Source organism: Methylosinus sp. R-45379 (genome assembly GCF_001644125.1).
GTDB lineage: Bacteria > Pseudomonadota > Alphaproteobacteria > Rhizobiales > Beijerinckiaceae > Methylosinus.
The window spans coordinates 63,658-84,512 of the sequence record NZ_LUUM01000090.1 but is presented as its reverse complement, the minus strand read 5'-3'; the positions used below and the strand labels follow the sequence as shown (position 1 = coordinate 84,512).

Genomic DNA, 20,855 nt, shown 5'->3' with positions numbered 1-20,855 from the left:
TGGGAGAGAGACGAATGAAACGTAGAGTTATGGTGAAGAGTCTCGGCATGCTCGCCGCAGGCGCGTTGCTCGCGTCGACCGCGCTCGTTCCGGCGCACGCGGAGGAAAAGGGGCCGATCAAGGTCGGCATTCTGCATTCTCTCTCCGGCACCATGGCCATCAGCGAGACCGTGCTGAAGGACACGGCGCTGATGGCGATCGAGGAGATCAACGCCAAGGGCGGCGTGCTCGGGCGCAAGCTCGAGCCCGTCGTCATCGATCCCGCCTCCAACTGGCCGCTCTTCGCCGAAAAAGCGCGCCAGCTGCTCGCCACCGACAAGGTCGCCGTCGTCTTCGGCTGCTGGACCTCGGTGTCGCGCAAATCCGTGCTGCCGGTGTTCAAGGAGCTGAACGGCCTCTTGTTCTATCCGGTGCAATATGAGGGCGAGGAGCTTGAGAAGAACGTCTTCTACACGGGCGCGGCGCCGAACCAGCAGGCCATTCCCGCCGTCGAATATCTGATGAGCAAGGCCGGCGGCGGCGCCAAGCGCTTCGTGCTGCTCGGCACCGATTACGTCTATCCGCGCACGACCAATAAGATCCTGCGCGCCTTCCTCCATTCCAAGGGCGTCGCCGACGCCGACATAATGGAGGAATACACGCCCTTCGGTCATAGCGATTATCAGACCATCGTCGCCAACATCAAGAAATTCGCCTCCGGCGGCAAGACGGCGGTCGTCTCGACGATCAATGGCGACTCCAACGTGCCCTTCTACAAGGAGCTGGGCAATGCCGGGCTCAAGGCGACGGAAGTTCCGGTCGTCGCCTTCTCGGTCGGCGAGGAGGAGCTGCGCGGCGTCGACGCCAAGCCGCTCGTCGGCCATCTGGCGGCGTGGAATTACTTCATGTCGCTGAAGAACCCCGCCAATACGGAGTTCAAGAAGAAATGGGCCGCCTACGCCAAGGCGCATGGCGTCGCCAACGCCGACAAGCCGCTGACCAATGATCCGATGGAGGCAACTTACATCGGCGTCAATCTCTGGAAGCAGGCGGTCGAGAAGGCCAAGACCACCGATGTCGACAAGGTGATCGCCGCCGTCGGCGGTCAGAAGCTCGAGGCGCCGTCGGGCTTCACCGCCGAGATGGATGCGAAGAACCACCATCTCCACAAGCCGGTGTTCATCGGCGAAGTGAAGGCGGACGGCCAGTTCAATGTCGTGTGGAAGACGCCCGGCCCCGTGCGCGCGCAGCCCTGGAGCCCCTTCATTCCCGGCAATGACAAGAAAAAGGACGAGCCGGACACGCATTGACGAGACTGGCGGGCGGCCCGGCGATCGGGCCGCCCGATGCGGCTTTGAAATGGAGCGTTGAAACTTGCGTATGCTCAGACTGATCGTCGGCCTGCTGCTGGCTATGTCCGTCGCGCCGGCCATGGCGCTCGACCGCGAGACGATCGCCCAGCTGACCGGCGGCGATCCCGACGAGCAGCATAGAGCGCTGGGCGCCGCCGCCGCGCGCGGCGATCTCTCCGCCATCCCTTTTCTACGCGATCTCCTCGCCGACCGCGTTAAGCTCGCCGGCGACAAGGCGTTCATCGTCGATGGCGACAAGGTCGTGGACGCGCTGGAACGCACGCCTGCCGAGCTTCCCGCCGACGCCGAGGACGCCTCGACCAGCAATAGCCTGCGTCTCGCGATCGAGGAGACGATCGCGCTGATCGAGCTTGCTTCGCCCGATCGCGCCGCCCGGCTCGAAGCGGTGAAGCGGCTGCAGAGCGCCGAGCTCGACGAGAGCCGCGTCGCCTTGCTGGCGAAAGCCGAGCAGAAGGAGCGCGACGCCAGCGTCCGCGACGTGCTGCGCCAGATGCGCGCGCTCGGCGAGCTGCAGAGCGCCGATCGCGTGCAGCGCCTCTCCGCCGCGCAGGCGCTGCGCACCACCATATCCGGCCGCGTCCGCGAGGCGTTGAAGACGCGCCTCGCCACCGAGGACGACGGCGAAGTGCGCGTCGCGCTGACGCGCTCGCTGCGCAATGTCGAATCGAGCCTCGCCATCGGCGAGAATCTCGGCGTCGTCTTCTCGGGGCTGAGCCTCGGCAGCATATTGCTGCTCGCCGCGCTCGGCCTCGCCATCACTTACGGGCTGATGGGCGTCATCAACATGGCGCATGGCGAGATGATGATGATCGGCGCCTATGCGACCTATATCGTTCAAAATCTCTTCCGCGCGCATCTGCCCGATCATTTCCAATGGTATCTCGCCGCCGCCGCGCCGGTCGCCTTCCTCGTCGCCGCTCTCGTCGGCGTCGCCATAGAGCGCACGGTGATCCGCTTTCTCTATGGCCGCGCGCTGGAGACGCTGCTCGCCACCTGGGGCGTCAGCCTCATATTGATGCAGGCGGTGCGCAGCCTGTTCGGCGCGCAGAATGTGCAGGTGGAGAACCCCGCCTGGATGTCCGGCCGTGTCTTCGTCACCGACAATCTCGAGCTTCCCTATAATCGCATCGTCATACTGATCTTCTCGGTCGGCGTGCTGCTGCTCGTCTCCTTCCTGCTGGCGCGAACGCGCCTCGGCCTCTTCGTGCGCGCCGTCACGCAGAACCGCGGCATGGCGCGCTGCGTCGGCGTCGATTCCTCGCGCATCGACACAATGGCATTCGCGCTCGGCTCCGGGCTCGCCGGCCTCGCGGGCGTCGCGCTATCGCAAGTCGGCAATGTGGGGCCGGATCTCGGCCAACACTATATCGTCGACAGCTTCATGGTGGTGGTGCTCGGCGGCGTCGGCCAGCTCGCGGGCGCCGTCTATGCCGCGCTCGGATTGGGCGTCGCCGGCAAGATCCTCGAGAATATGGCGGGCGCCGTGCTCGCGGAGATCGCACTGCTGATCTTCATCGTCGTCTTCATACAAAAGCGTCCGCAGGGCCTGTTCGCGCTCGGCGGCCGGCAGGCCGATTGAGTTAGCAACATGCTCTACATCCCCCCTGCCCCATCACTCGCCACGCGGCTGTTCGGCTTGCGCGGCTGGCTCGCCTTCCTTGCCGCGGCGCTGACGATATTCATCGCCGCGCCGCTCGCCAATCTCGTCGCGCCGGAGGGCTCCTTCCTCCACCTCTCCGACGCCTCGGTCGCGCTCATCGGCAAGCTCTTCTGCTACGCCATGCTGGCGCTCGCCATGGATCTCGTCTGGGGCTATGCCGGAATTCTCAGCCTCGGCCATGGCATATTCTTCGCGCTGGGCGGCTACGCCTTCGGCATGTATCTGATGCGCCAGATCGGCCGAGACGGCAGCTATCATTCCGATCTGCCGGACTTCATGGTCTTCCTCGATTGGAAAGCCCATCCCTGGTTCTGGAGCTTCACCGATCATTTCGCCTATTCCGCCGCGCTCGCCATTCTCGCGCCGGCGACGCTCGCCTTCGTCTTCGGCTATTTCGCCTTTCGCTCGCGCATCAAAGGCGTCTATTTCTCCATCATCACCCAGGCGCTCACCTATGCGATGATGCTGCTGTTCTTCCGCAACGAGACCGGCTTCGGCGGCAATAACGGCTTCACCGATTTCAAGCGCATATTGGATTATCCGCTGGCGACGCCGGAAACGCGCATGATCCTCTTCACGCTGACCGGCGCCTGCCTTCTCGCGCTCATTCTCGTCTCGCGCTTTCTCGTCTCCAGCAAATTCGGCCGTGTGCTCACGGCGATACGCGAGGCCGAGAGCCGCGTGATGTTCTGCGGCTATGACACGCTCTCCTACAAGCTCGCGATCTGGACCTTCTCGGCCGCGATCTGCGGACTCGCCGGCGCGCTCTATGTGCCGCAGGTCGGCATCATCAATCCCAGCGAAATGTCGCCGGCCGCCTCGATCGAGATCGCCATATGGGCGGCGGTCGGCGGCCGCGGCACGCTGATCGGCCCGCTCATCGGCGCCTTTCTCGTCAATGGCGCGAAGAGCTTCTTCACCGCCGCCATTCCCGAATATTGGCTGTTCTTCCTGGGGCTCCTCTTCGTGCTCGTCACTCTGCTGCTGCCCAAGGGCGTCATCGGCCTCCTCGACACGCTGGCCTCCTTCCGCAAGGAGCGCGCGCGATGATCGGCGAGCCGGATATCTCCAGCGGCGTCGCGCTCTATCTCGACGATGTGCAGGTCACGTTCGACGGCTATCGCGCGCTGCGTGGCCTCTCTCTGTCTATCGACACGGGCGAGCTGCGCTGCATCATCGGCCCCAATGGCGCCGGCAAGACGACGATGATGGATGTCATCACCGGCAAGACGCGGCCGGATGTCGGAACCGTCTATTTCGGCCGCACGCTCGATCTCACCAAAATGAACGAGCCGCAGATCGCCGCCGCCGGCATCGGCCGCAAGTTCCAGAAGCCGACCGTGTTCGAGCATTTGACCGTGTTCGAGAATCTCGAGCTCGCGATAAAGGCCGACAAGAGCGTGCGCGCCTCGCTGTTTCGTCGCCTCACCGGCGAGCAGATCGACCGCGTCAGTGAATTGCTGGAGACGGTCGAGCTCGCGGACAAGGCCAAGGAGCGCGCCGGCCTGCTCTCGCATGGGCAGAAGCAATGGCTGGAAATCGGCATGCTGCTCGCGCAGCGCCCGCTGCTGCTGCTGCTCGACGAGCCGGTCGCCGGCATGACCGATCACGAGACGAAGCGCACGGCCGAACTGCTGCTGTCGCTCGCGGGAAAGCATTCGATCATGGTGGTGGAGCACGATATGGAGTTCGTCGGCGCCATAGCGCGCAAGGTGACGGTGCTGCATGAAGGCGCCGTGCTCGCCGAAGGCCCGCTCAGCGAGGTGCAGAGCGACGAGCGCGTTATCGAAGTCTATCTGGGGCGCTAGGACCATGCTCGAAGTCAGCGGCCTGCATCAATATTACGGCAGCAGCCATATTCTGCGCGACGTCTCCTTCACCGCGCCCAAAGGCGCCTGCACCGTGCTGCTCGGGCGCAATGGCGTCGGCAAGACGACGTTGCTGCGCAGCATAATGGGCGTCACGCCGATCCGCGGCGGCGCCATAAGCTTCAATGGCGAGGACATCTCCAAGCTCTCGCCCAATCAGCGCGCCGCGCGCGGCGTCGCCTATGTGCCGCAGGGCCGCGAGATTTTCTCCCGTCTCACCGTGGAGGAAAATCTGCTGATGGGCATGGCGGTGAAGCCCGCGCGCAAGGCCTCCACCGTGCCGAGCGAAATCTATGAGATGTTCCCGGTGCTGAAGGAGATGCTACGCCGCCGCGGCGGCGATCTCTCCGGCGGCCAGCAGCAGCAGCTCGCTATCGCCCGCGCGCTGGTTTCCGATCCCAAGCTCATCATTCTCGACGAGCCGACGGAAGGCATCCAGCCCTCCATCATCAAGCTCATCGGCGAGGTGACAAAGAGCTTGAGCAGGCGCGGCGATCTCGCCATTCTGCTCGTCGAGCAATATTATGACTTCGGCCGCGAGCTGGCGGATCATTACATGGTCATGTCGCGCGGGCAGATCGTCAAGCAAGGTCTCGGAGCAGATATGGACAAGGACAATATCAGGGATTTCGTGGCGTTGTGAACGGCCCTCAACGCGCGAGGGGCCGAATAGAATTGCGCTATGCGCAAGTTCAGGGAGCGAGCCGGTTGCGACATCTGGCGCAGGAGGCGCCGCTGAGGGCGCTGTTTCCCGCAGTCGAGCCTAATGAGGCGCCCGAGGCGGCGATCGTCAACACCGGCGGCGGCGTCGTCGGCGGCGATCGCTATGCGCTGAACATAGAAGTCGAGGCCGGCGCCGCGCTGACGATCACCACGCCAGCGGCCGAGAAAATCTATCGCTCCGCCGGCGAGGACGCCGAGATCGTCACGCATCTTCGTTGCGGCGCGGATGCGCGGCTCGAATGGCTGCCGCAGGAGACGATCCTCTTCGACGGCGCGCGGCTGCGCCGACGCATCGACATAGAGCTCGCGCCGAGCGCGCGCTTTCTCGGCGTCGAGACCATTCTCTTCGGCCGCCGCGCGAGCGGCGAATGGCTGAGCCATGGCGCCTTGCGCGACGCCTGGATGCTGCGCATCGACGGCAAGCTGGTCTGGGCCGACGCCATCGGCCTCGCGGGTGATATCGCCGCGCATCGTGACGCGCCTTTCGGAATTGGAGACGCCGCGGGCTATGCGACGATCGTCGTCGCCGCGCCGATGGTCGCAGATTTGTTGCCGCTGGCGCGCGATTGCGCGGCCGGCGCCGCGAGCCTCGTCAATGGAGTCCTGCTGCTGCGCTTCCTCGAGGATGATGCGTCGCGGCTGCGCCTCATGCTCGTCGAGGCGCTGGCGGCTCTACGGCCGCTCGCGACGGGCGGGCGAGGCGGCGCGCCGCGTCTGTGGATGAATTGAATAGCTGCGCCGGGGGTGCGAGCCTGAAGGCTCGCGGTCCGGGCGCGGGTCCTTGGACCGCGAGCCTTCAGACTCGCTCTTTAGATAAGCAAGTGGGAGGACGCGGAATGCATCTGACGCCGCGCGAAAAAGACAAGCTGCTCGTCGCCGTGGCGGCGATGGTGGCGCGCCGGCGCCTCGAGCGCGGCGCCAAGCTCAACTATCCGGAGGCGGTCGCGCTCATCACCGATTTCGTCGTCGAAGGCGCGCGCGACGGACGTTCGGTGGCGGAGCTGCGCACGCAGGGCGCGAGCGTGCTGACGCGCGAGCAGGTAATGGAGGGAGTGGCCGAGATGATCGAGGCGGTGCAGGTCGAGGCAACCTTCCCGGATGGCGTCAAGCTCGTCACCGTTCACGAGCCGATCCGATGATACCGGGCGAGATCATTCCCGCCGAGGGCGAGATCACCCTCAATGAATGCCGCGCCACCATCTCGCTCGCAGTCGCCAACACAGGCGATCGGCCGATCCAAGTCGGCTCGCATTATCATTTCGGCGAGACCAATAGCGCGCTGCAATTCGACCGCGCCAAGGCGCGCGGCATGCGGCTCGACATTCCCGCCGGCTCGGCCGTGCGCTTCGAGCCGGGACAGACGCGCATCGTCACGCTCGTTCCTTATGCGGGAGAACGCGCGGTCTATGGATTCAATGCCGCGGTGATGGGACCTCTGGAGGCGCGCGATGGCGAATAAGATTTCCCGGCGCGCCTATGCCGGAATGTTCGGACCGACGGTCGGCGACCGCATTCGCCTCGCCGATACGGAGCTGCTGATCGAGATCGAGCGCGATCACACGATTTATGGCGAAGAGGTGAAATTCGGCGGCGGCAAGGTCATCCGCGACGGCATGGGCCAGAGCCAACGCTCCAATGCGGAAGGCGCGGTCGACACCGTCATCACCAACGCCGTGATCCTCGATCATTGGGGCATCGTCAAAGCCGATATCGGCATCGTCAACGGGCGCATCGCGCGCATCGGCAAGGCCGGCAATCCCGATGTTCAGCCCGGCGTCGATATCATCATCGGACCGGGCACGGAGATCATCGCCGGCGAAGGCCGCATCGTCACCGCGGGCGGCATAGACACGCATATTCATTTCATCTGCCCGCAGCAGTGCGAGGAAGCGCTGGCGAGCGGCGTCACGACGATGCTCGGCGGCGGCACTGGCCCCGCCGAAGGGACAAAGGCGACGACATGCACGCCCGGCCCCTGGCATTTGAGGCGCATGCTGCAGGCTGCCGAGGGGCTGCCGGTCAATCTCGGCTTTTTCGGCAAGGGCAACGCCAGCCAGCCGCGAGCGCTCGTCGAGATGATCGAGGCCGGCGCGATCGGCCTCAAGCTGCATGAGGATTGGGGCTCGAGCCCGGCGACGATCGATTGCGCGCTGACCGCCGCCGACGAATATGACGTGCAGGTCACGCTGCACAGCGACACGCTGAATGAGAGCGGCTTCGTCGAGGCGACGATCGCCGCCTTCAAGGGCCGCACCATTCACGCCTTTCATACGGAGGGCGCCGGCGGCGGCCATGCGCCGGATATCATCAAAGTGGCGGGCGAGCCCAATGTGCTCCCCTCCTCCACCAATCCGACGCGCCCGTACACGATCAACACGCTCGACGAGCATCTCGACATGCTGCTCGTCTGCCATCATCTCGATCCGAAGATTCCCGAGGACATCGCCTTCGCCGAGAGCCGCATTCGCAAGGAGACGATCGCGGCGGAGGATATCCTCCACGACCTCGGCGCGCTGTCGATGTATTCCTCCGACAGCCAGGCGATGGGCCGCGTCGGCGAGGTGATCATTCGCTGCTGGCAGACGGCGGATAAGATGCGCCGACAGCGCGGCAAGCTCGCAGGCGACGGCGCCGGCAACGATAATTTCCGCGCCCGCCGCTATGTGGCGAAATATACGATCAACCCCGCCATAGCGCATGGAATCGCCGATCTCGTCGGCTCGATCGAGCCGGGCAAGCTCGCCGATCTCGTGCTGTGGTCGCCGGCTTTCTTCGGCGTTAAGCCGGATCTCATATTGAAGGGCGGCAGCATTGCGATGGCGGCGATGGGCGATCCCAACGCCTCCATTCCGACGCCCCAGCCGGTGCATTATCGGCCGATGTTCGCCGGCTTCGGCCGCAGCCTCACGCAGAGCTGCGTCACCTTCGTCAGCCGCGCCGCGCGGGAGGCGTCTGTCGCGCAGAAATACGGGCTCGAGCGGCCACTGCATGTCGTGACCAACACGCGCGGCGGGATTTCCAAGCGCAGCATGATCCTCAATGACGCGACGCCGAAGATAGAGGTCGATGCGCAAACTTACGAAGTGCGCGCCGATGGCGAGCTGCTGACCTGCGAGCCGGCCACCGTGCTGCCAATGGCGCAGCGCTATTTCCTGTTTTGAGGAGGCGAAGATGCGTGCGGCGCATAGGCTTCCCGCGGGAAGCTGGGACAAAGGGCGAGAGCGCGGGACGGCGACGCTGGATTGGGACGAGCGCCATCGTCGGCGCCGCAGCCTGACCAGCGATCAGGGCGAGGCTTTCCTGCTCGATCTCGCCGAAGCCGCGCGGCTCGGCGAAGGCGACGGGCTCGCGCTCGAGGACGGCTCGGTGATCCGCGTCGTCGCAAAACCGGAGCCGGTTCTGGTGATAGAAGCGGGAACCGCGGGCCTGCCACGCCTCGCCTATCATCTCGGCAATCGCCATCTCGCCATTCAGATTTTTCCCGATCGGCTCGTCATTCGAGACGATTCCGTCATCGCCGACATGGTCGAAGGATTGGGCGGGAACGTCACACGGCGCGATCTGCCCTTCGATCCGGAGAATGGCGCCTATGGCGGCCATTCCTCGCATGGCCACGATCATCATCACGCGCACGGTCATCACGATCATGGACACGGCTGAGCCGCGCGACTGGCTGCTGTCGCTGCTGACATTCCTGTCGCCGGCCTATCCTGTCGGCGGCTTCGCCTTCAGCCACGGATTGGAGTGGGCCGTGGAAACGGGCGACGTCAGCGACCGCGGCGGCCTCGAAGCCTATACCGGCGCAGCGCTGGAAAAGGGCGGCGGCTGGTGTGATCTCGTCTTTCTCGCCGCCGCTTGGCGCGCCGCCCGCGCCAATGACGTGGATGGGCTAGACGTGACAGCCGATCTTGCCGCCGCCTGGCGCTCGAGCGCGGAGACTGCGCTGGAGTCGCGCCATCAGGGCGCGGCCTTCGCACGCGCTACATGCGCCGCTTTTCCTAGTTCGCCGCTCGATGCGCTCGCCGCGCGGCGCGATGGCGAGATCGCCTTTCCCGTCGCGGTCGGCGCGGCGGTCGTGGACGCGCCGCTGGACGCTGCTCTGCGCGCCTTTGCTCACGCCTTCGCCGCCAATCTCGTCTCGGCCGGCGTGCGGCTCATTCCGCTCGGCCAGACCGATGGGCTGCTGGCGCTCGCCGCGCTCACGCCCATCATCATGCGCGCCGCGCGCGCCGCCGAGACGACGCCGCTCGACACGCTCACTACCTCCGCCCTGCGCATAGACATCGCGTCCATGCGCCATGAAACGCAATATACGAGGCTGTTCCGCTCATGACCGCGCCCCATTCTCCTCACGGTCCGCTGCGCGTCGGCGTCGGCGGCCCGGTCGGCTCCGGCAAGACCGCGCTGATGGACCGGCTGTGCAAGCGGCTACGCGACCATTATCGCCTCGCCGCCATCACCAATGACATTTACACGAAAGAGGACGCGGAATTTCTTACCCGCTCCGGCGCGCTCGCGCCCGAGCGCATCATCGGCGTCGAGACGGGCGGCTGCCCGCATACGGCGATCCGCGAGGACGCTTCCGCCAATTTGGCCGCCGTCGCCGAGATGAACCGCAAATTCCCCGATCTCGATCTCATCCTCATCGAGAGCGGCGGCGACAATCTCGCCGCCACTTTCAGCCCCGAGCTCGCCGATATCACCATCTATGTCATCGACGTCTCGGCCGGCGACAAGATTCCGCGCAAAGGCGGCCCCGGCATCACGCGCTCGGACCTTCTCGTCATCAACAAGATCGACCTCGCGCCTCTGGTCGGCGCCTCGCTCGAGGTGATGGATCGCGACGCCCGCCGAATGCGCGGCGGCCGGCCCTTCGTTTTCGCCAATCTGAAGGAGAATATCGGGCTCGATACAATCGCCGGCTTTATCGAGCGCATGGGCGGACTTACCCGCGCCGAGGCGCGCTGAGGCCGCTCGATCTCACGCCTGCGCCACGAAGACCTGATTGCGGCCGCCGGATTTCGCGGCGTAGAGCGCCTTGTCGGCGGCCTCCTTCAGCGCGGAGAGATCGCTCGTCTCCTGGTCGGAAAGCGCGATGCCGACGCTGACGGATGACAATCCGTCGCCGAGCGCCGCCGCCGCGGAAACATAGGCCGAACGAATGCGTTCGGCCACGGCGACCGCCCGCGCGCTATCGACCCGCGTCAGCAGCAGCGCGAATTCATCGCCGCCGATGCGCGCCAGAAAATCCTCGTTGCGAATGCTCTTGGCCGCCACTTCGCCGAAAGTGGTCAGCGCGCGGTCGCCCATCGAATGGCCGAAGCTGTCATTGATCGCCTTCAGCCGATCGAGATCGAAGATGAGCAGCGCCGAATCGCCCTGGCCGCGCGAGCTGCGGATCACCGCATCGGCATTATGATCGAAGCTGCGCCGATTGGAGAGGCCGGTCAGCGGATCGGTCGCCGCCATGAATTTTTGCCGCGCGACGGCCCGCTCCTTGGTCACGGCCAGCAGAGCAAAGCCCATCAGCAGACCATAGCTCACGGATTCCAGCGCGACGGAGACGACGAAGGGCTTCGGATCGAAAGGAGCGCCGCGCGCCATCAGCATGACGACGATGACCGCGACCACCGCCCCGAAGCAGGCATGCGCGGCGGCGAGCGCGATCGTCGCCTGCTGCGTGCGCGTCCTGTGCCGACGCACCGAGGAGAATTCGTCGGCGAGCAGAAAAGCATAGACCGCCGATATAGCGCAGCGGTCGACGATACGGACCGAATCGACGCTCAGGGAGAAGAAGAGCAGCCAGATCGCGCCGCCGGCGAGCGCCAGACGCATGTCCACGGGACGGCCGATGAAAACCCGCGACCCGCCCCAGACGAGGCCGACGCCCCACAGAGTGAGCGCATTGCCGAGGCCGATCGCGAGCAGCGGATAGGATTCACGCAGGGACAGCAGAGCGACGCCCAGGCTGATCGTGAGCTGCGCCGCGCACCACCAGCGATATTCCACCGCCTCGGGATCCTCGCGCCAGACGAGATAGAGAAAGGCGCCGAGAACCGCGAATACGGCAGAATTCATCAGCAGCAAGGTCGGGAGACAATCCGCCATAGTCACACGATCCGGATGAGACTTTCCGACCGGCTCCGCCATGCGAATGGAAAACGCATATGAGCGAGGCGGCCGAAAAGCGAGCGCTGTTGAAACAGACTGCGCAAAATGGAGCGGGCGATGGGAATCGAACCCACGACATACAGCTTGGGAAGCTGTCGTTCTACCACTGAACTACGCCCGCGTACCGCCTGAAGACAGTTATTCCTATAGGGTTTTTCTGCTCTGTGGGCAAGGTCGGACAATTTATCCCGCGGTGAAAAAAGAAGCGCCGTCCGAGCGCTCTTTCGCCGCGAACTCGGCGAGAATCCGCGCCGCCGCCGCTGAGGCGCCGGCCTGCGCCGCCGCCGATAGGGGCGCGCCCGGAGCGAAGCCCTCGCCCTCGATCGTGAACAGAACGCAAACAGGCGGAAACGCGCCGAGGGCGCGCGCGAGGCCGATCGCCTCGGCGAGGCCGAAGCCGTGGCTGGACCAGCCAGAATCGATCGGTAACAGCTCCCCCTCGTCGCCGAGGTCGAAGCGCCGCACCGTCCCGGCCGGCGCGCCGGAAATGGCTGCATCGACGATAACCGCCTCGGCGGCCTCTTCCAGCGCCGCGAGAATGGCGCTCGCGTCGCCGCGGCATTCGACGATATCGAGCGCAGCCGCCTCGCGTAGCAGCGCGCCGACGCGTGGGCCGGCGCCGTCGTCGCCGCGATCCGGATTGCCGACGCACAGAAGGATGCGACGCCGCATCTTCAGCCCCGATCGATTTCGAGCCGCAAAAAATGCGTCGAGCAGGAGATGCAAGGATCGTGATTGCGAACCGTCTGCTCGCAGCGATGGCGAAGCTCGTCCTCCGGCAGATGCAGGAAGGCGCCGGTGAGGCGCTTCAGATCCTCCTCGATCATCGCTTGATTCTGCGAGGTCGGAGGGGTGATGATCGCCTCGGCGATCGTTCCGTCCGCCTCGAGCCGATAGCGATGATAGAGCATGCCGCGCGGCGCCTCGGTCGTGGCATGGCCGACGCCGGCGCGCGGCTCGATCGCGACGCAGGAGGCGTCCGGCTCCTCATAGCGCGCGATGATGCGCAGCGCCTCGTCCAGCGCATAGATCGTCTCGACCGCGCGCACGATGATGCTGCGATATGGATTGACGCAGACGGCCTCGAGGCCCGCCTCGCGCGCCGCCTCCTTCGCCAGCGGCGACAGCGCATCCGCGTTGAGCGCATAGCGGGCGAGCGGGCCGACGAGATAGGGCTCGTCGCAAAGGCGCATGCGCGCATGCAGCGCGGTCGAGCGCTGGACGTGAAACTCCTCGAAATGCGTCTCGAAATCGCGCGCGGCGATGTCGAGCCCGCGGCTCGACACGATGCGGCCTTCGTTGAAGGGATATTCATCCGGATGCCGCAGCGACACGAAGACGTAATCGCGCGCGCAATCGGGAAAGTCGAATCCGGCGACGAAGCGTGCGACCTGAAGCGCCTGTTCCAGCGCGCGCTCCAACCGCTCCGCCAATGTGCGCAGCTCGCGCTTGCGCGGCGCGCGATAAAAGCCGCCGACGCGCACATTGATCGGATGAATCTCGCGCCCGCCGATGAGCGTCATGATCTCATTGCCGACCTTTTTGATCGCGAGCCCACGCCGCACGATATCGCCATGGTCGCGCGCCATATCGACGCCGCCGGCGTAACCCAGAAAATCCGGCATATGCAACATATGCACATGCAGCATGTGGCTCTCGATCCATTCGCCGCAGTAGAGCAAGCGCCGCAGATCGCGCAGCGGACCCGTGACGGCGACGCCGAGCGCATCCTCCATCGCATGCACGGCGCTCATCTGATAGGCGACGGGACAAATGCCGCAAATGCGCGCGGCAATGTCCGGCGCCTCGGTGAAGGCGCGCCCGCGCATCAGCGCTTCGAAAAAGCGCGGCGGCTCGAAAATATTCAGCGCCGCGCTCTTCACCTCGCCGTCGCGCAGCACGATCTCGAGCCCGCCCTCGCCTTCCACACGCGCCAGCGCGCCGACCGAGATGGTTCTACTCGTCATGGCGCTCGCTCTCCTCGCGGAAGGCCTCCGCCTGCGCGTTGAATGTGCGATAGACGCGCTGCAACGCGTACTCATCCATGCCGAGCGACGAGAGACGCGCGCTCAGCGATGGCGCATTGGGCGTCTCGGCGGGGCCGAAGCAGCCATAGCAGCCGCGATCATAAGAAGGACACAGCGCGCCGCAGCCGGCATGAGTGACGGGGCCGAGACAAGGCGTCCCCCGCGCCACCATCACGCAGACATTTCCCTTCAGCTTGCATTGCAGACAGACGCTATGCGACGGCGTCGCCGGCTTGCGGCCGGCGAGAAAGCTCGAGATCACCTCGATCAGCTGGCCCTTGTCGATCGGACAGCCGCGCAGCTCGAAATCGACCTTCACATGATCGCTGATCGGCGTCGATGTCGCGAGCGCATGGATATAATCCGGCCGCGCATAGACGATCGACGCATATTCACGCACATCGGCGAAATTGCGCAGCGCCTGTATGCCGCCGGACGTCGCGCAAGCGCCGATGGTGATCAGCGCGCGCGAGCGGCGCCGCACATCCTGTATACGCTCGGCGTCATGCGGCGTGGTGATCGAGCCCTCGACGAGCGAGAGATCGTAAGTGCCGCGGATCGGCGCGCGCGTCGCCTCTGGAAAATAGGCGATATCGAGCGCCTGGGCGACGGCGAGCAGCTCGTCCTCGCAATCGAGCAGGCTGAGCTGACAGCCATCGCAGGAAGCGAATTTCCATACGGCGAGCCGCGGCGCGGATGACGTCCGATGATGCGTCGCGCTCATGCTCAGATTTCCTTCTTCGCGATGAGGCCGCGCAATTGCGAATAGGGAAACACCGGCCCGTCGCGGCAGATGAAGACCGGCCCGAATTGGCAATGGCCGCACCAGCCGATCGCGCATTTCATATTGCGTTCCATTGAGAGATAAACGCGCTCTTGTGCGACGCCTCGCTCGAGCAGCGCATTGGCGACGAAGCGCATCATGATCTCCGGTCCGCAGAGCATGGCGAGCGCACTGGCGGCGTCGAATTGCGCGCGCGACAGCAGCGTCGTCACCACGCCGACATTGCCGCGCCAATCGCCGCGCGCATGATCGACCGTCGCCTCCACCTCTATGTCGAGCCGCCCGCGCCAGGCTTCCAGCTCGTCGCGAAAGAGGATATCCGCCGGGCTGCGCGCGCCGAACAAAAGAAGAATACGGCCGTATTTCTCGCGCTCGGCGAAGAGCCGATAGAGCGCCGGCCGCAGCGGCGCGAGACCGAGCCCGCCGGCGACGACGATCACATCGCGACCCTCCGCCTCCACCATCGGCCAGCCGCGTCCGAAGGGGCCGCGCAGGCCGATCGGCTCGCCCACATGCAGCTCTGTGAGCGCGCGCGAGACGGCGCCGACGGCGCGGATCGTATGAACGAGCCGCGCGCTATTGTCCGGATCGCCGCTGACGCTGATCGCCGCCTCGCCGACGCCGAAAGCGGTGAGCATGTTGAATTGCCCCGGCGCGAAATCGAAAGCGCCGCCATCTATCTCGAGAGTCACGACATCCGCGATTTCGCGCTTTCGCCTCACGACGCGCGCGACACGCGGAATCATGGGATCGGCGACGCTCGCCGCGGAAAATGCATCAGTCATGGGCGCCATAAATGTCGATCATCTGCATTCGCGCGGCCTGCAATCGCTCGACCAGCGGCGGCATGAAACGCTTCATCATGTCATAGCCGAGCCGTGGATCGGCCTCGCTCTTGCGGCGCAGGCAGGCGGCGTCGACGGCGATGGCGCGGACGAGAGCGATCGCGCGCGCATCATAGGTCCAGCGATAGGGCGGAACGAGCCAGGAAAGGCCGCAGAGATCGCCCTCATGCAGCGTCTGCACGGTGACGGCGCCGCGCGCCGGATCGCGCAGCTCTATGGCGACGCTTCCATTGCGCAGCAGAAAGAACCAATCGGCGCTGTCGCCTTCATGAAAGAGATATTGGCCCGGATCGAAGCGCGCATTCTTCGCGCAGCCGGAGACGAGCGCGACGAATCCCGCATCCATGCCGGCGAAAAAGCGATGTTCTTTGACGATATGCTCGATGCTCTCGATCATGTCGCGCCTTTCTGCGCGTCGCTCTCGCGAATGGCGCGCGCTTCCTCGGTCAAATCTATGCCGACGGGACACCAGACGATGCAGCGTCCACAGCCGACGCAGCCCGATGTTCCAAACTGATCATGCCAAGTGGAGAGCTTATGCGTCATCCATTGGCGATAGCGCGATTTGACGCTCTGCCGGACGCTGCCGCCGTGAATATAGGAAAAATCCAGCGTGAAGCAGGAATCCCAGCGGCGCGAGCGCTCGCTCTCTAGGCCTGTGAGATCGCTCGCATCCTCGACGCTGGTGCAAAAGCAGGTGGGGCAGACCATTGTGCAATTGGTGCAGGCGAGGCAGCGCGCGGCGACATCATCCCAGCGCGGATGCTCGAGATTGCGCGCGAGCAAGTCCCGCACATCGCCGGCCTCGAGACTGCGGCCCATATTGTCGGCCGTATGCGCGAGAATAGCCTCCGCCTCCTCTGTCTCGCTCGCGCTCGCCGCGCGATGCGGCAGAGAATCGAGGAGCGCCCGGCCCGCATCCGTGCCGATCTCGACGAGAAAGGAGCTTCCAGCGACGATTTCGGTGAGCGCAATGTCGAAGCCCATGGTCGCCTTCGGCCCCGTATCCATCGAGACGCAGAAGCAGGCGCCGCCGGCGACGCCGCAATTCACCGCGACGATGAAGACGTCCTCGCGGCGCGCACGATAATGCGGATCGGCGTAAGCGCCGCCGAGGAACACGCGGTCTTGAATGGCGATGGCGTGCAGCTCGCAGGAGCGCGCGCCGATGAAGGCGAATTTCTCGGCGCGAGTCGGCTCGGCCTCGACGCGCAACGCGTCGCCCTCGCGCCGCGCGCGCCACAGGCGCAGCACGGGCGGGTGCAGCAGCTTTTTCCAGGATTGCGGGCCGACGACATAGCCGAACAAGGCTTCGTCATTGCGGCGCGTCAGCCGATAATGGCCGCCGTCCTGCTCATCGCCGGCGCCGCGCGGCAGATCGTCCAGCGTGGCGATCTCGTCATAGACGATCGCCTCGTCGCGCACGGTCGGGCCAATGAGCGCATAGCCCTGCCCGCGCAGAGCCTCGAGCAGAGCCTCGAGGCCGGCGGCGTCGACGATGGAACGGGCCTCGGCCATGCCTTTGTCCATTGTCTCGAATCTAGCGTTCGAAATGCGTGCGGCGGCAGCGTGACGAGCGGCGTGCGAGCGTCGCGGATCATAATTGCGGCGCCGCCGCTTTTGATCTCATCGAATTATTGCAGTTTCCCGACAAAAAGCGAGGCGACGCGCTGTCGCGCCACTTCAGATGAGAATCATGACGATCGCAATGGCGATTGTGAAGATATTTTCAGTCGGCGCATAAGCCATGCATCGGCTCGGGTTCAGCGGATCATAGCTTATTTCGACTTCGTCGTTCGCTTCGGCGCCAATACGTACTTGACCGAAGGTTTGCTGGACGTCGGAAACATATCGGCGATCGGATATGACGTACGCGACCTCGATCTTATCTCCTATGAACTCACCAGGCAGCGTCTGACGTTCCACAATCGTTCCCGTCACACGCCCCCAACGTCTGTAGCGGAGGAGATTGAATGCCGCCAGGACCAGCAGCAGACATCCCGGGATCACAAAAATGTGATGAACGCTCTGGGACAACATCTCCGTCTCCGATCAGCCGCTCTCGGACGCGCTCACGGGGCCTTGAAATGCTTGGAGAGCTTCAGCTCCTGCCCCTGGTAATTGGAGACGCCGCCCTGACCGTAGAGAATCTTCGGCTCGGCGGCCATTTGCTCATAGACGAGCCGGCCGATGACCTGTCCATCCTCCAAGATAAAAGGCACGTCATGGCTGCGCACTTCCAGCACGGCGCGGCTGCCCGGGAGGCCCTGTGCGCCATAGCCGAAGCCGGGATCGAAAAAGCCGGCGTAATGCACGCGGAACTCGCCCATGGCGGGGTCGATCGCCATCATCTCGGCCGAGAGATGCGAGGGAATGCGGATGCGCTCGCGCGAGGCGAGAATGTAGAACTCGTTCGGATCGAGGATGAGCTTGCCGCGACGCGGCGCGAGGCGCTCCCAATAATCCTCAATGGCGTAATGATCGACGCGATCGACATCGATCACATCCGTATGCTTTTGCGCGCGATAACCCACGACATCGCCGAGCCCGTCCAGCGCGACGCGCAGGATCAAGCCGTCGCGCAGCGTCAGCTCGCCATCGGCGAGCGGCGCGCGCGAATGCTCGGCCGCGAGCGCGGCGTCAGAGAGCGTCGCTTCGCCGGCGGCCGCGCGCCGGCGCAGGCGCAGCTGATCGAGCCGCGAGCCCTGCCGCGCGCGCACGCTGAAGCTGCGCGGCGAGACCTCCGCATAGAGCCGCCCGCGATAGCCGGCCGCGACATGATCGAAAATCTCGGTGTCGTCGGTGATGAGGCGGGTGAATATATCGAGCCGCCCGGTCGAGCTCTTGGGATTGGCGACGCCGGAAACATCCTCCGGCAGATGCAGGCTCTCGAGCAGCGGAATCACATAGACGCAGCCGCGCTCGAGCACCGCGCCGGCGCCGCGCAGATCGATCTCGTCATAGGTCAGCTCGGCGAGCAGCGCCTCGACGCTGCGGCGCTTGCCGGGCAGAAAGCTGGCGCGCACGCGATAGGCCGTCGGGCCGAGGCGCAGATCGAGGCTCGCCGGCTGATGCTGGCCGTCCTCGATCGGCTGCGTCGCGGCGATCACGCCGGCGGCGGCCAATTCTCGGATCTGCTCGCAGGAGAGCACGCCATGGACGGCGGACGCCATAGAAACTCCTATTACAACGGTTCGGTCGTCTTACAACGGTTCAGTCGTCATGGGACCTTACACGCCCGACGCCACCGTGTTCTAGTGGCGATAAAATCGGTGAGCCGCAAGCATGCGGCAGAGTGTTGACTTGGCCGCGTCCTTCGGTTCATTCTGTTAAAAGAACGCGTGGTTCTTTGAGCCGGCCGGCTTGCCGCCACGTAAAACAAGGCGCTAAAAGGCCGGGTTTCCTCGTGAAATCCGCTTTTTGTCGCCGTGGCGCGCCCCGCGCGCCGCAGGGGAGACCAAAGTTGAGCGACGACGAGAAGAAACTGCGCCCCGCGACACAGCTCGTGCATGGCGGGGGGCTGCGCTCGCAATTCGGCGAGCTGTCCGAGGCGATGTTCCTCACGCAGAGCTTCGCCTATCCGACGATGGAGGCCGCCGAGGCGCGCTTCAAGGGCGAGGACCCGGGCTTCATCTATTCGCGCTTCTCCAATCCGACCGTCGCGATGTTCGAGCAGCGCATGTGCCTGCTCGAGGGCGCCGAGGCGGCGCGCGCCACGGCGAGCGGAATGGCCGCCGTCACCGCCGCGCTGCTGGCGCAGCTTCGCGCCGGCGATCATATCGTCGCGGCGCGGGCGCTGTTCGGCTCCTGTCTCTATGTGGTGGAGGATCTGCTGCCGCGATTCGGCGTCGCCTCGACCTTGGTCGATGGGGCCGATCTTTCGCAATGGAAGGCCGCCGTCCGCAAGGAGACCAAGCTCTTCTTCCTCGAGAGCCCGACCAATCCCGGCCTCGAGGTCTATGACATTCGCGCCATCGCCGACATCGCCCATGAGGCGGGCGCGCGGCTCGTGGTCGACAATGTCTTCGCCACGCCTCTGCTGCAAAAGCCCTTCGAATTGGGCGCCGATGTCGTCGTCTATTCGGCGACCAAGCACATAGACGGCCAGGGCCGCTGCCTCGGCGGCGTCATTTTGGCGTCGCAGGCGCTGATCGAGGAGAACATCCATAATTTCCTGCGCCAGACCGGGCCGGCTCTGTCGCCCTTCAACGCCTGGACCATGCTGAAGGCGCTGGAGACTCTGCCGCTGCGCATCGCGCAGCAGACGGCGAGCGCGGCGCGGATCGCCGATTTCCTCGCCGAGCAGAAGGAGATCGCCCGCGTTCTCTATCCTTTCCGCGCCGATCACCCGCAGGCGGAGCTGGCGCGGCGGCAGATGACGGGCGGCGGCACGCTGGTGACCTTCGACGTGGCGGGCGGCAAGGCGGCGGCCTTCCGCCTCGCCAACGCGCTGAAAATCGTCAAGATTTCCAATAATCTCGGCGACGCCAAGAGCCTTATTACCCATCCGGCGACGACGACGCATCAGCGGCTGACGCCACAGGCGCGGGCGCTGATCGGCGTCGGCGATGGGCTGCTGCGTCTCTCGGTCGGGCTCGAGGATACGGATGATCTCCTCGACGATCTGGCGCGCGGCCTCGTCGCCGCGCGCGGCTGAGCGCGGTCAGAACTGACCGAATTTCGCGCGGCGCTCGAGGTCGATGAGGCGGCCGCTGCGCCGCGCGGCGATCACGGGCGCCGGCGATGGCTCGGGCTCCTGCTCGGCTTGCGGGATCGCGACCGGGACGACGATCGCCCCGCGCGTCTCGAACACGCCGAAGGCGCGGCGCTCGCCGGCGAGCGTGCGCAGAAAATCACGAAAGAATGCGCCCACCCCGGCGCGATTGCTCATTGAAAGTCGAAACACTGTTTCCCCTCCCCGCGCCGCTTTGGCGACGCGTCGTCTTTTCGAAGCGATGATCGGCGCCCGCTTACGCGGACGGTCGAATTCGGTTGGAAAGTCAGATGGAGAGAGGCGGCGCCCGTGCGCGCCGCGCATGATCCGCCGCAAAGACCACGGCGCGCGCGACCGGCGCCGGCCATTGCGCCGCGGCCCAGTCGGACGAGACGACGCCGGAGACTTCCGGCCGCGCCGCAAACGGCCCCGCGCCGCCACAACATAGAGCGCAGAGGTCGCAAAGTCCGGGGCCGATATCGGCGTGGCCGATTGGAGCGGCCGAGGTCGCGTCAGAGGCTTGGGTGAGGGAGGCTTCAGTGAGAGAGGTTTGGTCGGCGAGAGTCGCGCAAATCTGCCCCTGGCCGAGCGCGGAATGGGCGAGCCCTGCCGTCGCGGACGCGAGGGCCTGAACGGCCAGCGCCAACGAAAACAGCAATATGCCAGCCAAATTCCGACGCATGAAAGCTCCTGCCTGCGACGGGGACAGAG

24 protein-coding genes, 1 tRNA gene and 1 riboswitch are annotated in these 20,855 nt (G+C 65.2%); of the genes, 13 read left to right on the top strand and 12 right to left on the bottom strand.

Annotated elements, in window-relative coordinates; translation table 11 throughout:
• Positions 1–14 precede the first annotated feature (14 nt).
• From urtA to ureG, 12 genes are all read left to right on the top strand, one after another.
• The gene (gene urtA / locus A1351_RS04660) at positions 15–1,289 is read left to right on the top strand and encodes an urea ABC transporter substrate-binding protein (RefSeq protein WP_024879715.1); all 1,275 of its coding nucleotides are present in this window, start codon (positions 15–17) and stop codon (positions 1,287–1,289) included.
• A 70-nt stretch (positions 1,290–1,359) separates the two neighbouring features.
• Positions 1,360–2,931 carry an urea ABC transporter permease subunit UrtB gene (gene urtB / locus A1351_RS04655; RefSeq protein ID WP_024879714.1) on the top strand — a complete coding sequence of 524 codons (1,572 nt, stop codon included), beginning with the start codon at positions 1,360–1,362 and terminating at the stop codon, positions 2,929–2,931.
• A 9-nt stretch (positions 2,932–2,940) separates the two neighbouring features.
• On the top strand, positions 2,941–4,062 hold the full coding sequence (gene urtC, locus A1351_RS04650; protein ID WP_064032354.1) for an urea ABC transporter permease subunit UrtC: 1,122 nt from the start codon (positions 2,941–2,943) through the stop codon (positions 4,060–4,062).
• Positions 4,059–4,820, top strand: a complete 762-nt coding sequence (urtD, locus tag A1351_RS04645) for an urea ABC transporter ATP-binding protein UrtD (protein ID WP_064032353.1) — start codon at positions 4,059–4,061, stop codon at positions 4,818–4,820. Before urtC ends, urtD begins: the two co-directional genes overlap by 4 nt.
• 4 nt (positions 4,821–4,824) lie before the next feature.
• Positions 4,825–5,523 (top strand): urea ABC transporter ATP-binding subunit UrtE, encoded by a 699-nt coding sequence (urtE, locus tag A1351_RS04640; protein ID WP_064032352.1) that lies wholly within the window; start codon positions 4,825–4,827, stop codon positions 5,521–5,523.
• Between the two features lie 65 nt (positions 5,524–5,588).
• A complete protein-coding gene (locus A1351_RS04635) occupies positions 5,589–6,332 on the top strand; it encodes an urease accessory protein UreD (protein ID WP_083967125.1) in 744 nt (247 codons plus the stop codon).
• A gap of 107 nt (positions 6,333–6,439) precedes the next feature.
• The gene (locus A1351_RS04630; RefSeq protein ID WP_018265822.1) at positions 6,440–6,742 is read left to right on the top strand and encodes an urease subunit gamma; all 303 of its coding nucleotides are present in this window, start codon (positions 6,440–6,442) and stop codon (positions 6,740–6,742) included.
• Positions 6,739–7,062: an urease subunit beta gene (locus A1351_RS04625; protein ID WP_064032351.1), complete on the top strand. Its 324-nt coding sequence runs from the start codon at positions 6,739–6,741 to the stop codon at positions 7,060–7,062. The genes A1351_RS04630 and A1351_RS04625 overlap by 4 nt, the downstream gene beginning before the upstream one ends.
• Positions 7,052–8,764, top strand: coding sequence for an urease subunit alpha (ureC, locus tag A1351_RS04620; RefSeq protein WP_064032350.1), 1,713 nt, complete (start codon positions 7,052–7,054; stop codon positions 8,762–8,764). The genes A1351_RS04625 and ureC overlap by 11 nt, the downstream gene beginning before the upstream one ends.
• 10 nt (positions 8,765–8,774) lie before the next feature.
• Positions 8,775–9,263, top strand: coding sequence for an urease accessory protein UreE (locus A1351_RS04615; protein ID WP_064032349.1), 489 nt, complete (start codon positions 8,775–8,777; stop codon positions 9,261–9,263).
• Positions 9,193–9,936 carry an urease accessory protein UreF gene (locus tag A1351_RS04610; RefSeq protein ID WP_371441449.1) on the top strand — a complete coding sequence of 248 codons (744 nt, stop codon included), beginning with the start codon at positions 9,193–9,195 and terminating at the stop codon, positions 9,934–9,936. Before A1351_RS04615 ends, A1351_RS04610 begins: the two co-directional genes overlap by 71 nt.
• The gene (gene ureG, locus A1351_RS04605; RefSeq protein ID WP_064032348.1) at positions 9,933–10,571 is read left to right on the top strand and encodes an urease accessory protein UreG; all 639 of its coding nucleotides are present in this window, start codon (positions 9,933–9,935) and stop codon (positions 10,569–10,571) included. The genes A1351_RS04610 and ureG overlap by 4 nt, the downstream gene beginning before the upstream one ends.
• 12 nt (positions 10,572–10,583) lie before the next feature.
• Here ureG and A1351_RS04600 read toward each other — a convergent pair whose 3' ends face one another.
• The 10 genes from A1351_RS04600 to A1351_RS04555 all read right to left on the bottom strand — a co-directional run bounded on the left by A1351_RS04600 (position 10,584) and on the right by A1351_RS04555 (position 18,603).
• Positions 10,584–11,711, bottom strand: coding sequence for a diguanylate cyclase (locus A1351_RS04600; protein WP_064032347.1), 1,128 nt, complete (start codon positions 11,709–11,711; stop codon positions 10,584–10,586).
• Between the two features lie 109 nt (positions 11,712–11,820).
• A tRNA-Gly gene (locus A1351_RS04595) sits at positions 11,821–11,895 on the bottom strand.
• 62 nt (positions 11,896–11,957) lie between these two features.
• A complete protein-coding gene (locus A1351_RS04590; protein WP_064032346.1) occupies positions 11,958–12,446 on the bottom strand; it encodes a hydrogenase maturation protease in 489 nt (162 codons plus the stop codon).
• A 2-nt stretch (positions 12,447–12,448) separates the two neighbouring features.
• Positions 12,449–13,741, bottom strand: coding sequence for a Ni/Fe hydrogenase subunit alpha (locus tag A1351_RS04585; RefSeq protein WP_064032345.1), 1,293 nt, complete (start codon positions 13,739–13,741; stop codon positions 12,449–12,451).
• A complete protein-coding gene (locus A1351_RS04580) occupies positions 13,731–14,525 on the bottom strand; it encodes an oxidoreductase (protein ID WP_064032344.1) in 795 nt (264 codons plus the stop codon). The genes A1351_RS04585 and A1351_RS04580 overlap by 11 nt, the downstream gene beginning before the upstream one ends.
• A gap of 2 nt (positions 14,526–14,527) precedes the next feature.
• On the bottom strand, positions 14,528–15,379 hold the full coding sequence (locus A1351_RS04575) for an FAD/NAD(P)-binding protein (protein WP_064032343.1): 852 nt from the start codon (positions 15,377–15,379) through the stop codon (positions 14,528–14,530).
• Positions 15,363–15,827, bottom strand: a complete 465-nt coding sequence (locus A1351_RS04570) for a cyclic nucleotide-binding domain-containing protein (RefSeq protein WP_198162220.1) — start codon at positions 15,825–15,827, stop codon at positions 15,363–15,365. The genes A1351_RS04575 and A1351_RS04570 overlap by 17 nt, the downstream gene beginning before the upstream one ends.
• Positions 15,824–16,948 (bottom strand): 4Fe-4S dicluster domain-containing protein, encoded by a 1,125-nt coding sequence (locus A1351_RS04565; protein WP_064032371.1) that lies wholly within the window; start codon positions 16,946–16,948, stop codon positions 15,824–15,826. Before A1351_RS04565 ends, A1351_RS04570 begins: the two co-directional genes overlap by 4 nt.
• Before the next feature lie 165 nt (positions 16,949–17,113).
• The gene (locus tag A1351_RS04560) at positions 17,114–17,470 is read right to left on the bottom strand and encodes a hypothetical protein (protein WP_064032342.1); all 357 of its coding nucleotides are present in this window, start codon (positions 17,468–17,470) and stop codon (positions 17,114–17,116) included.
• A gap of 32 nt (positions 17,471–17,502) precedes the next feature.
• On the bottom strand, positions 17,503–18,603 hold the full coding sequence (locus tag A1351_RS04555; protein ID WP_024879696.1) for a 2'-deoxycytidine 5'-triphosphate deaminase: 1,101 nt from the start codon (positions 18,601–18,603) through the stop codon (positions 17,503–17,505).
• A gap of 158 nt (positions 18,604–18,761) precedes the next feature.
• A riboswitch (SAM riboswitch) is annotated at positions 18,762–18,840 on the top strand.
• Between the two features lie 53 nt (positions 18,841–18,893).
• Between A1351_RS04555 and A1351_RS04550 the strand changes: the two genes are divergently transcribed.
• Positions 18,894–20,087, top strand: coding sequence for an O-succinylhomoserine sulfhydrylase (locus A1351_RS04550; protein ID WP_064032341.1), 1,194 nt, complete (start codon positions 18,894–18,896; stop codon positions 20,085–20,087).
• 6 nt (positions 20,088–20,093) lie between these two features.
• Here A1351_RS04550 and A1351_RS04545 read toward each other — a convergent pair whose 3' ends face one another.
• Both A1351_RS04545 and A1351_RS04540 read right to left on the bottom strand, forming a co-directional pair.
• Entirely contained in the window at positions 20,094–20,336 is a 243-nt protein-coding gene (locus tag A1351_RS04545) for a hypothetical protein (RefSeq protein WP_157096106.1), read from the bottom strand.
• A 94-nt stretch (positions 20,337–20,430) separates the two neighbouring features.
• Positions 20,431–20,826: a hypothetical protein gene (locus A1351_RS04540; RefSeq protein ID WP_051592441.1), complete on the bottom strand. Its 396-nt coding sequence runs from the start codon at positions 20,824–20,826 to the stop codon at positions 20,431–20,433.
• Positions 20,827–20,855: the final 29 nt, after the last annotated feature.

Coding starts and splice junctions, on each gene's coding strand:
- ureC (WP_064032350.1), top strand. CDS start 7,052: ATGGCGAATAAGATTTCCCGGCGCGCCTATGCCGGAATGTTCGGACCG.
- urtA (WP_024879715.1), top strand. CDS start 15: ATGAAACGTAGAGTTATGGTGAAGAGTCTCGGCATGCTCGCCGCAGGC.
- A1351_RS04600 (WP_064032347.1), bottom strand. CDS start 11,711: ATGGCGGATTGTCTCCCGACCTTGCTGCTGATGAATTCTGCCGTATTC.
- A1351_RS04625 (WP_064032351.1), top strand. CDS start 6,739: ATGATACCGGGCGAGATCATTCCCGCCGAGGGCGAGATCACCCTCAAT.
- A1351_RS04585 (WP_064032345.1), bottom strand. CDS start 13,741: ATGACGAGTAGAACCATCTCGGTCGGCGCGCTGGCGCGTGTGGAAGGC.
- A1351_RS04615 (WP_064032349.1), top strand. CDS start 8,775: ATGCGTGCGGCGCATAGGCTTCCCGCGGGAAGCTGGGACAAAGGGCGA.
- A1351_RS04540 (WP_051592441.1), bottom strand. CDS start 20,826: ATGCGTCGGAATTTGGCTGGCATATTGCTGTTTTCGTTGGCGCTGGCC.
- urtC (WP_064032354.1), top strand. CDS start 2,941: ATGCTCTACATCCCCCCTGCCCCATCACTCGCCACGCGGCTGTTCGGC.
- urtB (WP_024879714.1), top strand. CDS start 1,360: ATGCTCAGACTGATCGTCGGCCTGCTGCTGGCTATGTCCGTCGCGCCG.
- urtE (WP_064032352.1), top strand. CDS start 4,825: ATGCTCGAAGTCAGCGGCCTGCATCAATATTACGGCAGCAGCCATATT.
- A1351_RS04555 (WP_024879696.1), bottom strand. CDS start 18,603: ATGGCGTCCGCCGTCCATGGCGTGCTCTCCTGCGAGCAGATCCGAGAA.
- A1351_RS04560 (WP_064032342.1), bottom strand. CDS start 17,470: ATGTTGTCCCAGAGCGTTCATCACATTTTTGTGATCCCGGGATGTCTG.
- A1351_RS04565 (WP_064032371.1), bottom strand. CDS start 16,948: ATGGCCGAGGCCCGTTCCATCGTCGACGCCGCCGGCCTCGAGGCTCTG.
- A1351_RS04580 (WP_064032344.1), bottom strand. CDS start 14,525: ATGAGCGCGACGCATCATCGGACGTCATCCGCGCCGCGGCTCGCCGTA.
- A1351_RS04630 (WP_018265822.1), top strand. CDS start 6,440: ATGCATCTGACGCCGCGCGAAAAAGACAAGCTGCTCGTCGCCGTGGCG.
- urtD (WP_064032353.1), top strand. CDS start 4,059: ATGATCGGCGAGCCGGATATCTCCAGCGGCGTCGCGCTCTATCTCGAC.
- A1351_RS04590 (WP_064032346.1), bottom strand. CDS start 12,446: ATGCGGCGTCGCATCCTTCTGTGCGTCGGCAATCCGGATCGCGGCGAC.
- A1351_RS04610 (WP_371441449.1), top strand. CDS start 9,193: ATGGCGGCCATTCCTCGCATGGCCACGATCATCATCACGCGCACGGTC.
- A1351_RS04570 (WP_198162220.1), bottom strand. CDS start 15,827: ATGATCGAGAGCATCGAGCATATCGTCAAAGAACATCGCTTTTTCGCC.
- ureG (WP_064032348.1), top strand. CDS start 9,933: ATGACCGCGCCCCATTCTCCTCACGGTCCGCTGCGCGTCGGCGTCGGC.
- A1351_RS04575 (WP_064032343.1), bottom strand. CDS start 15,379: ATGGCGCCCATGACTGATGCATTTTCCGCGGCGAGCGTCGCCGATCCC.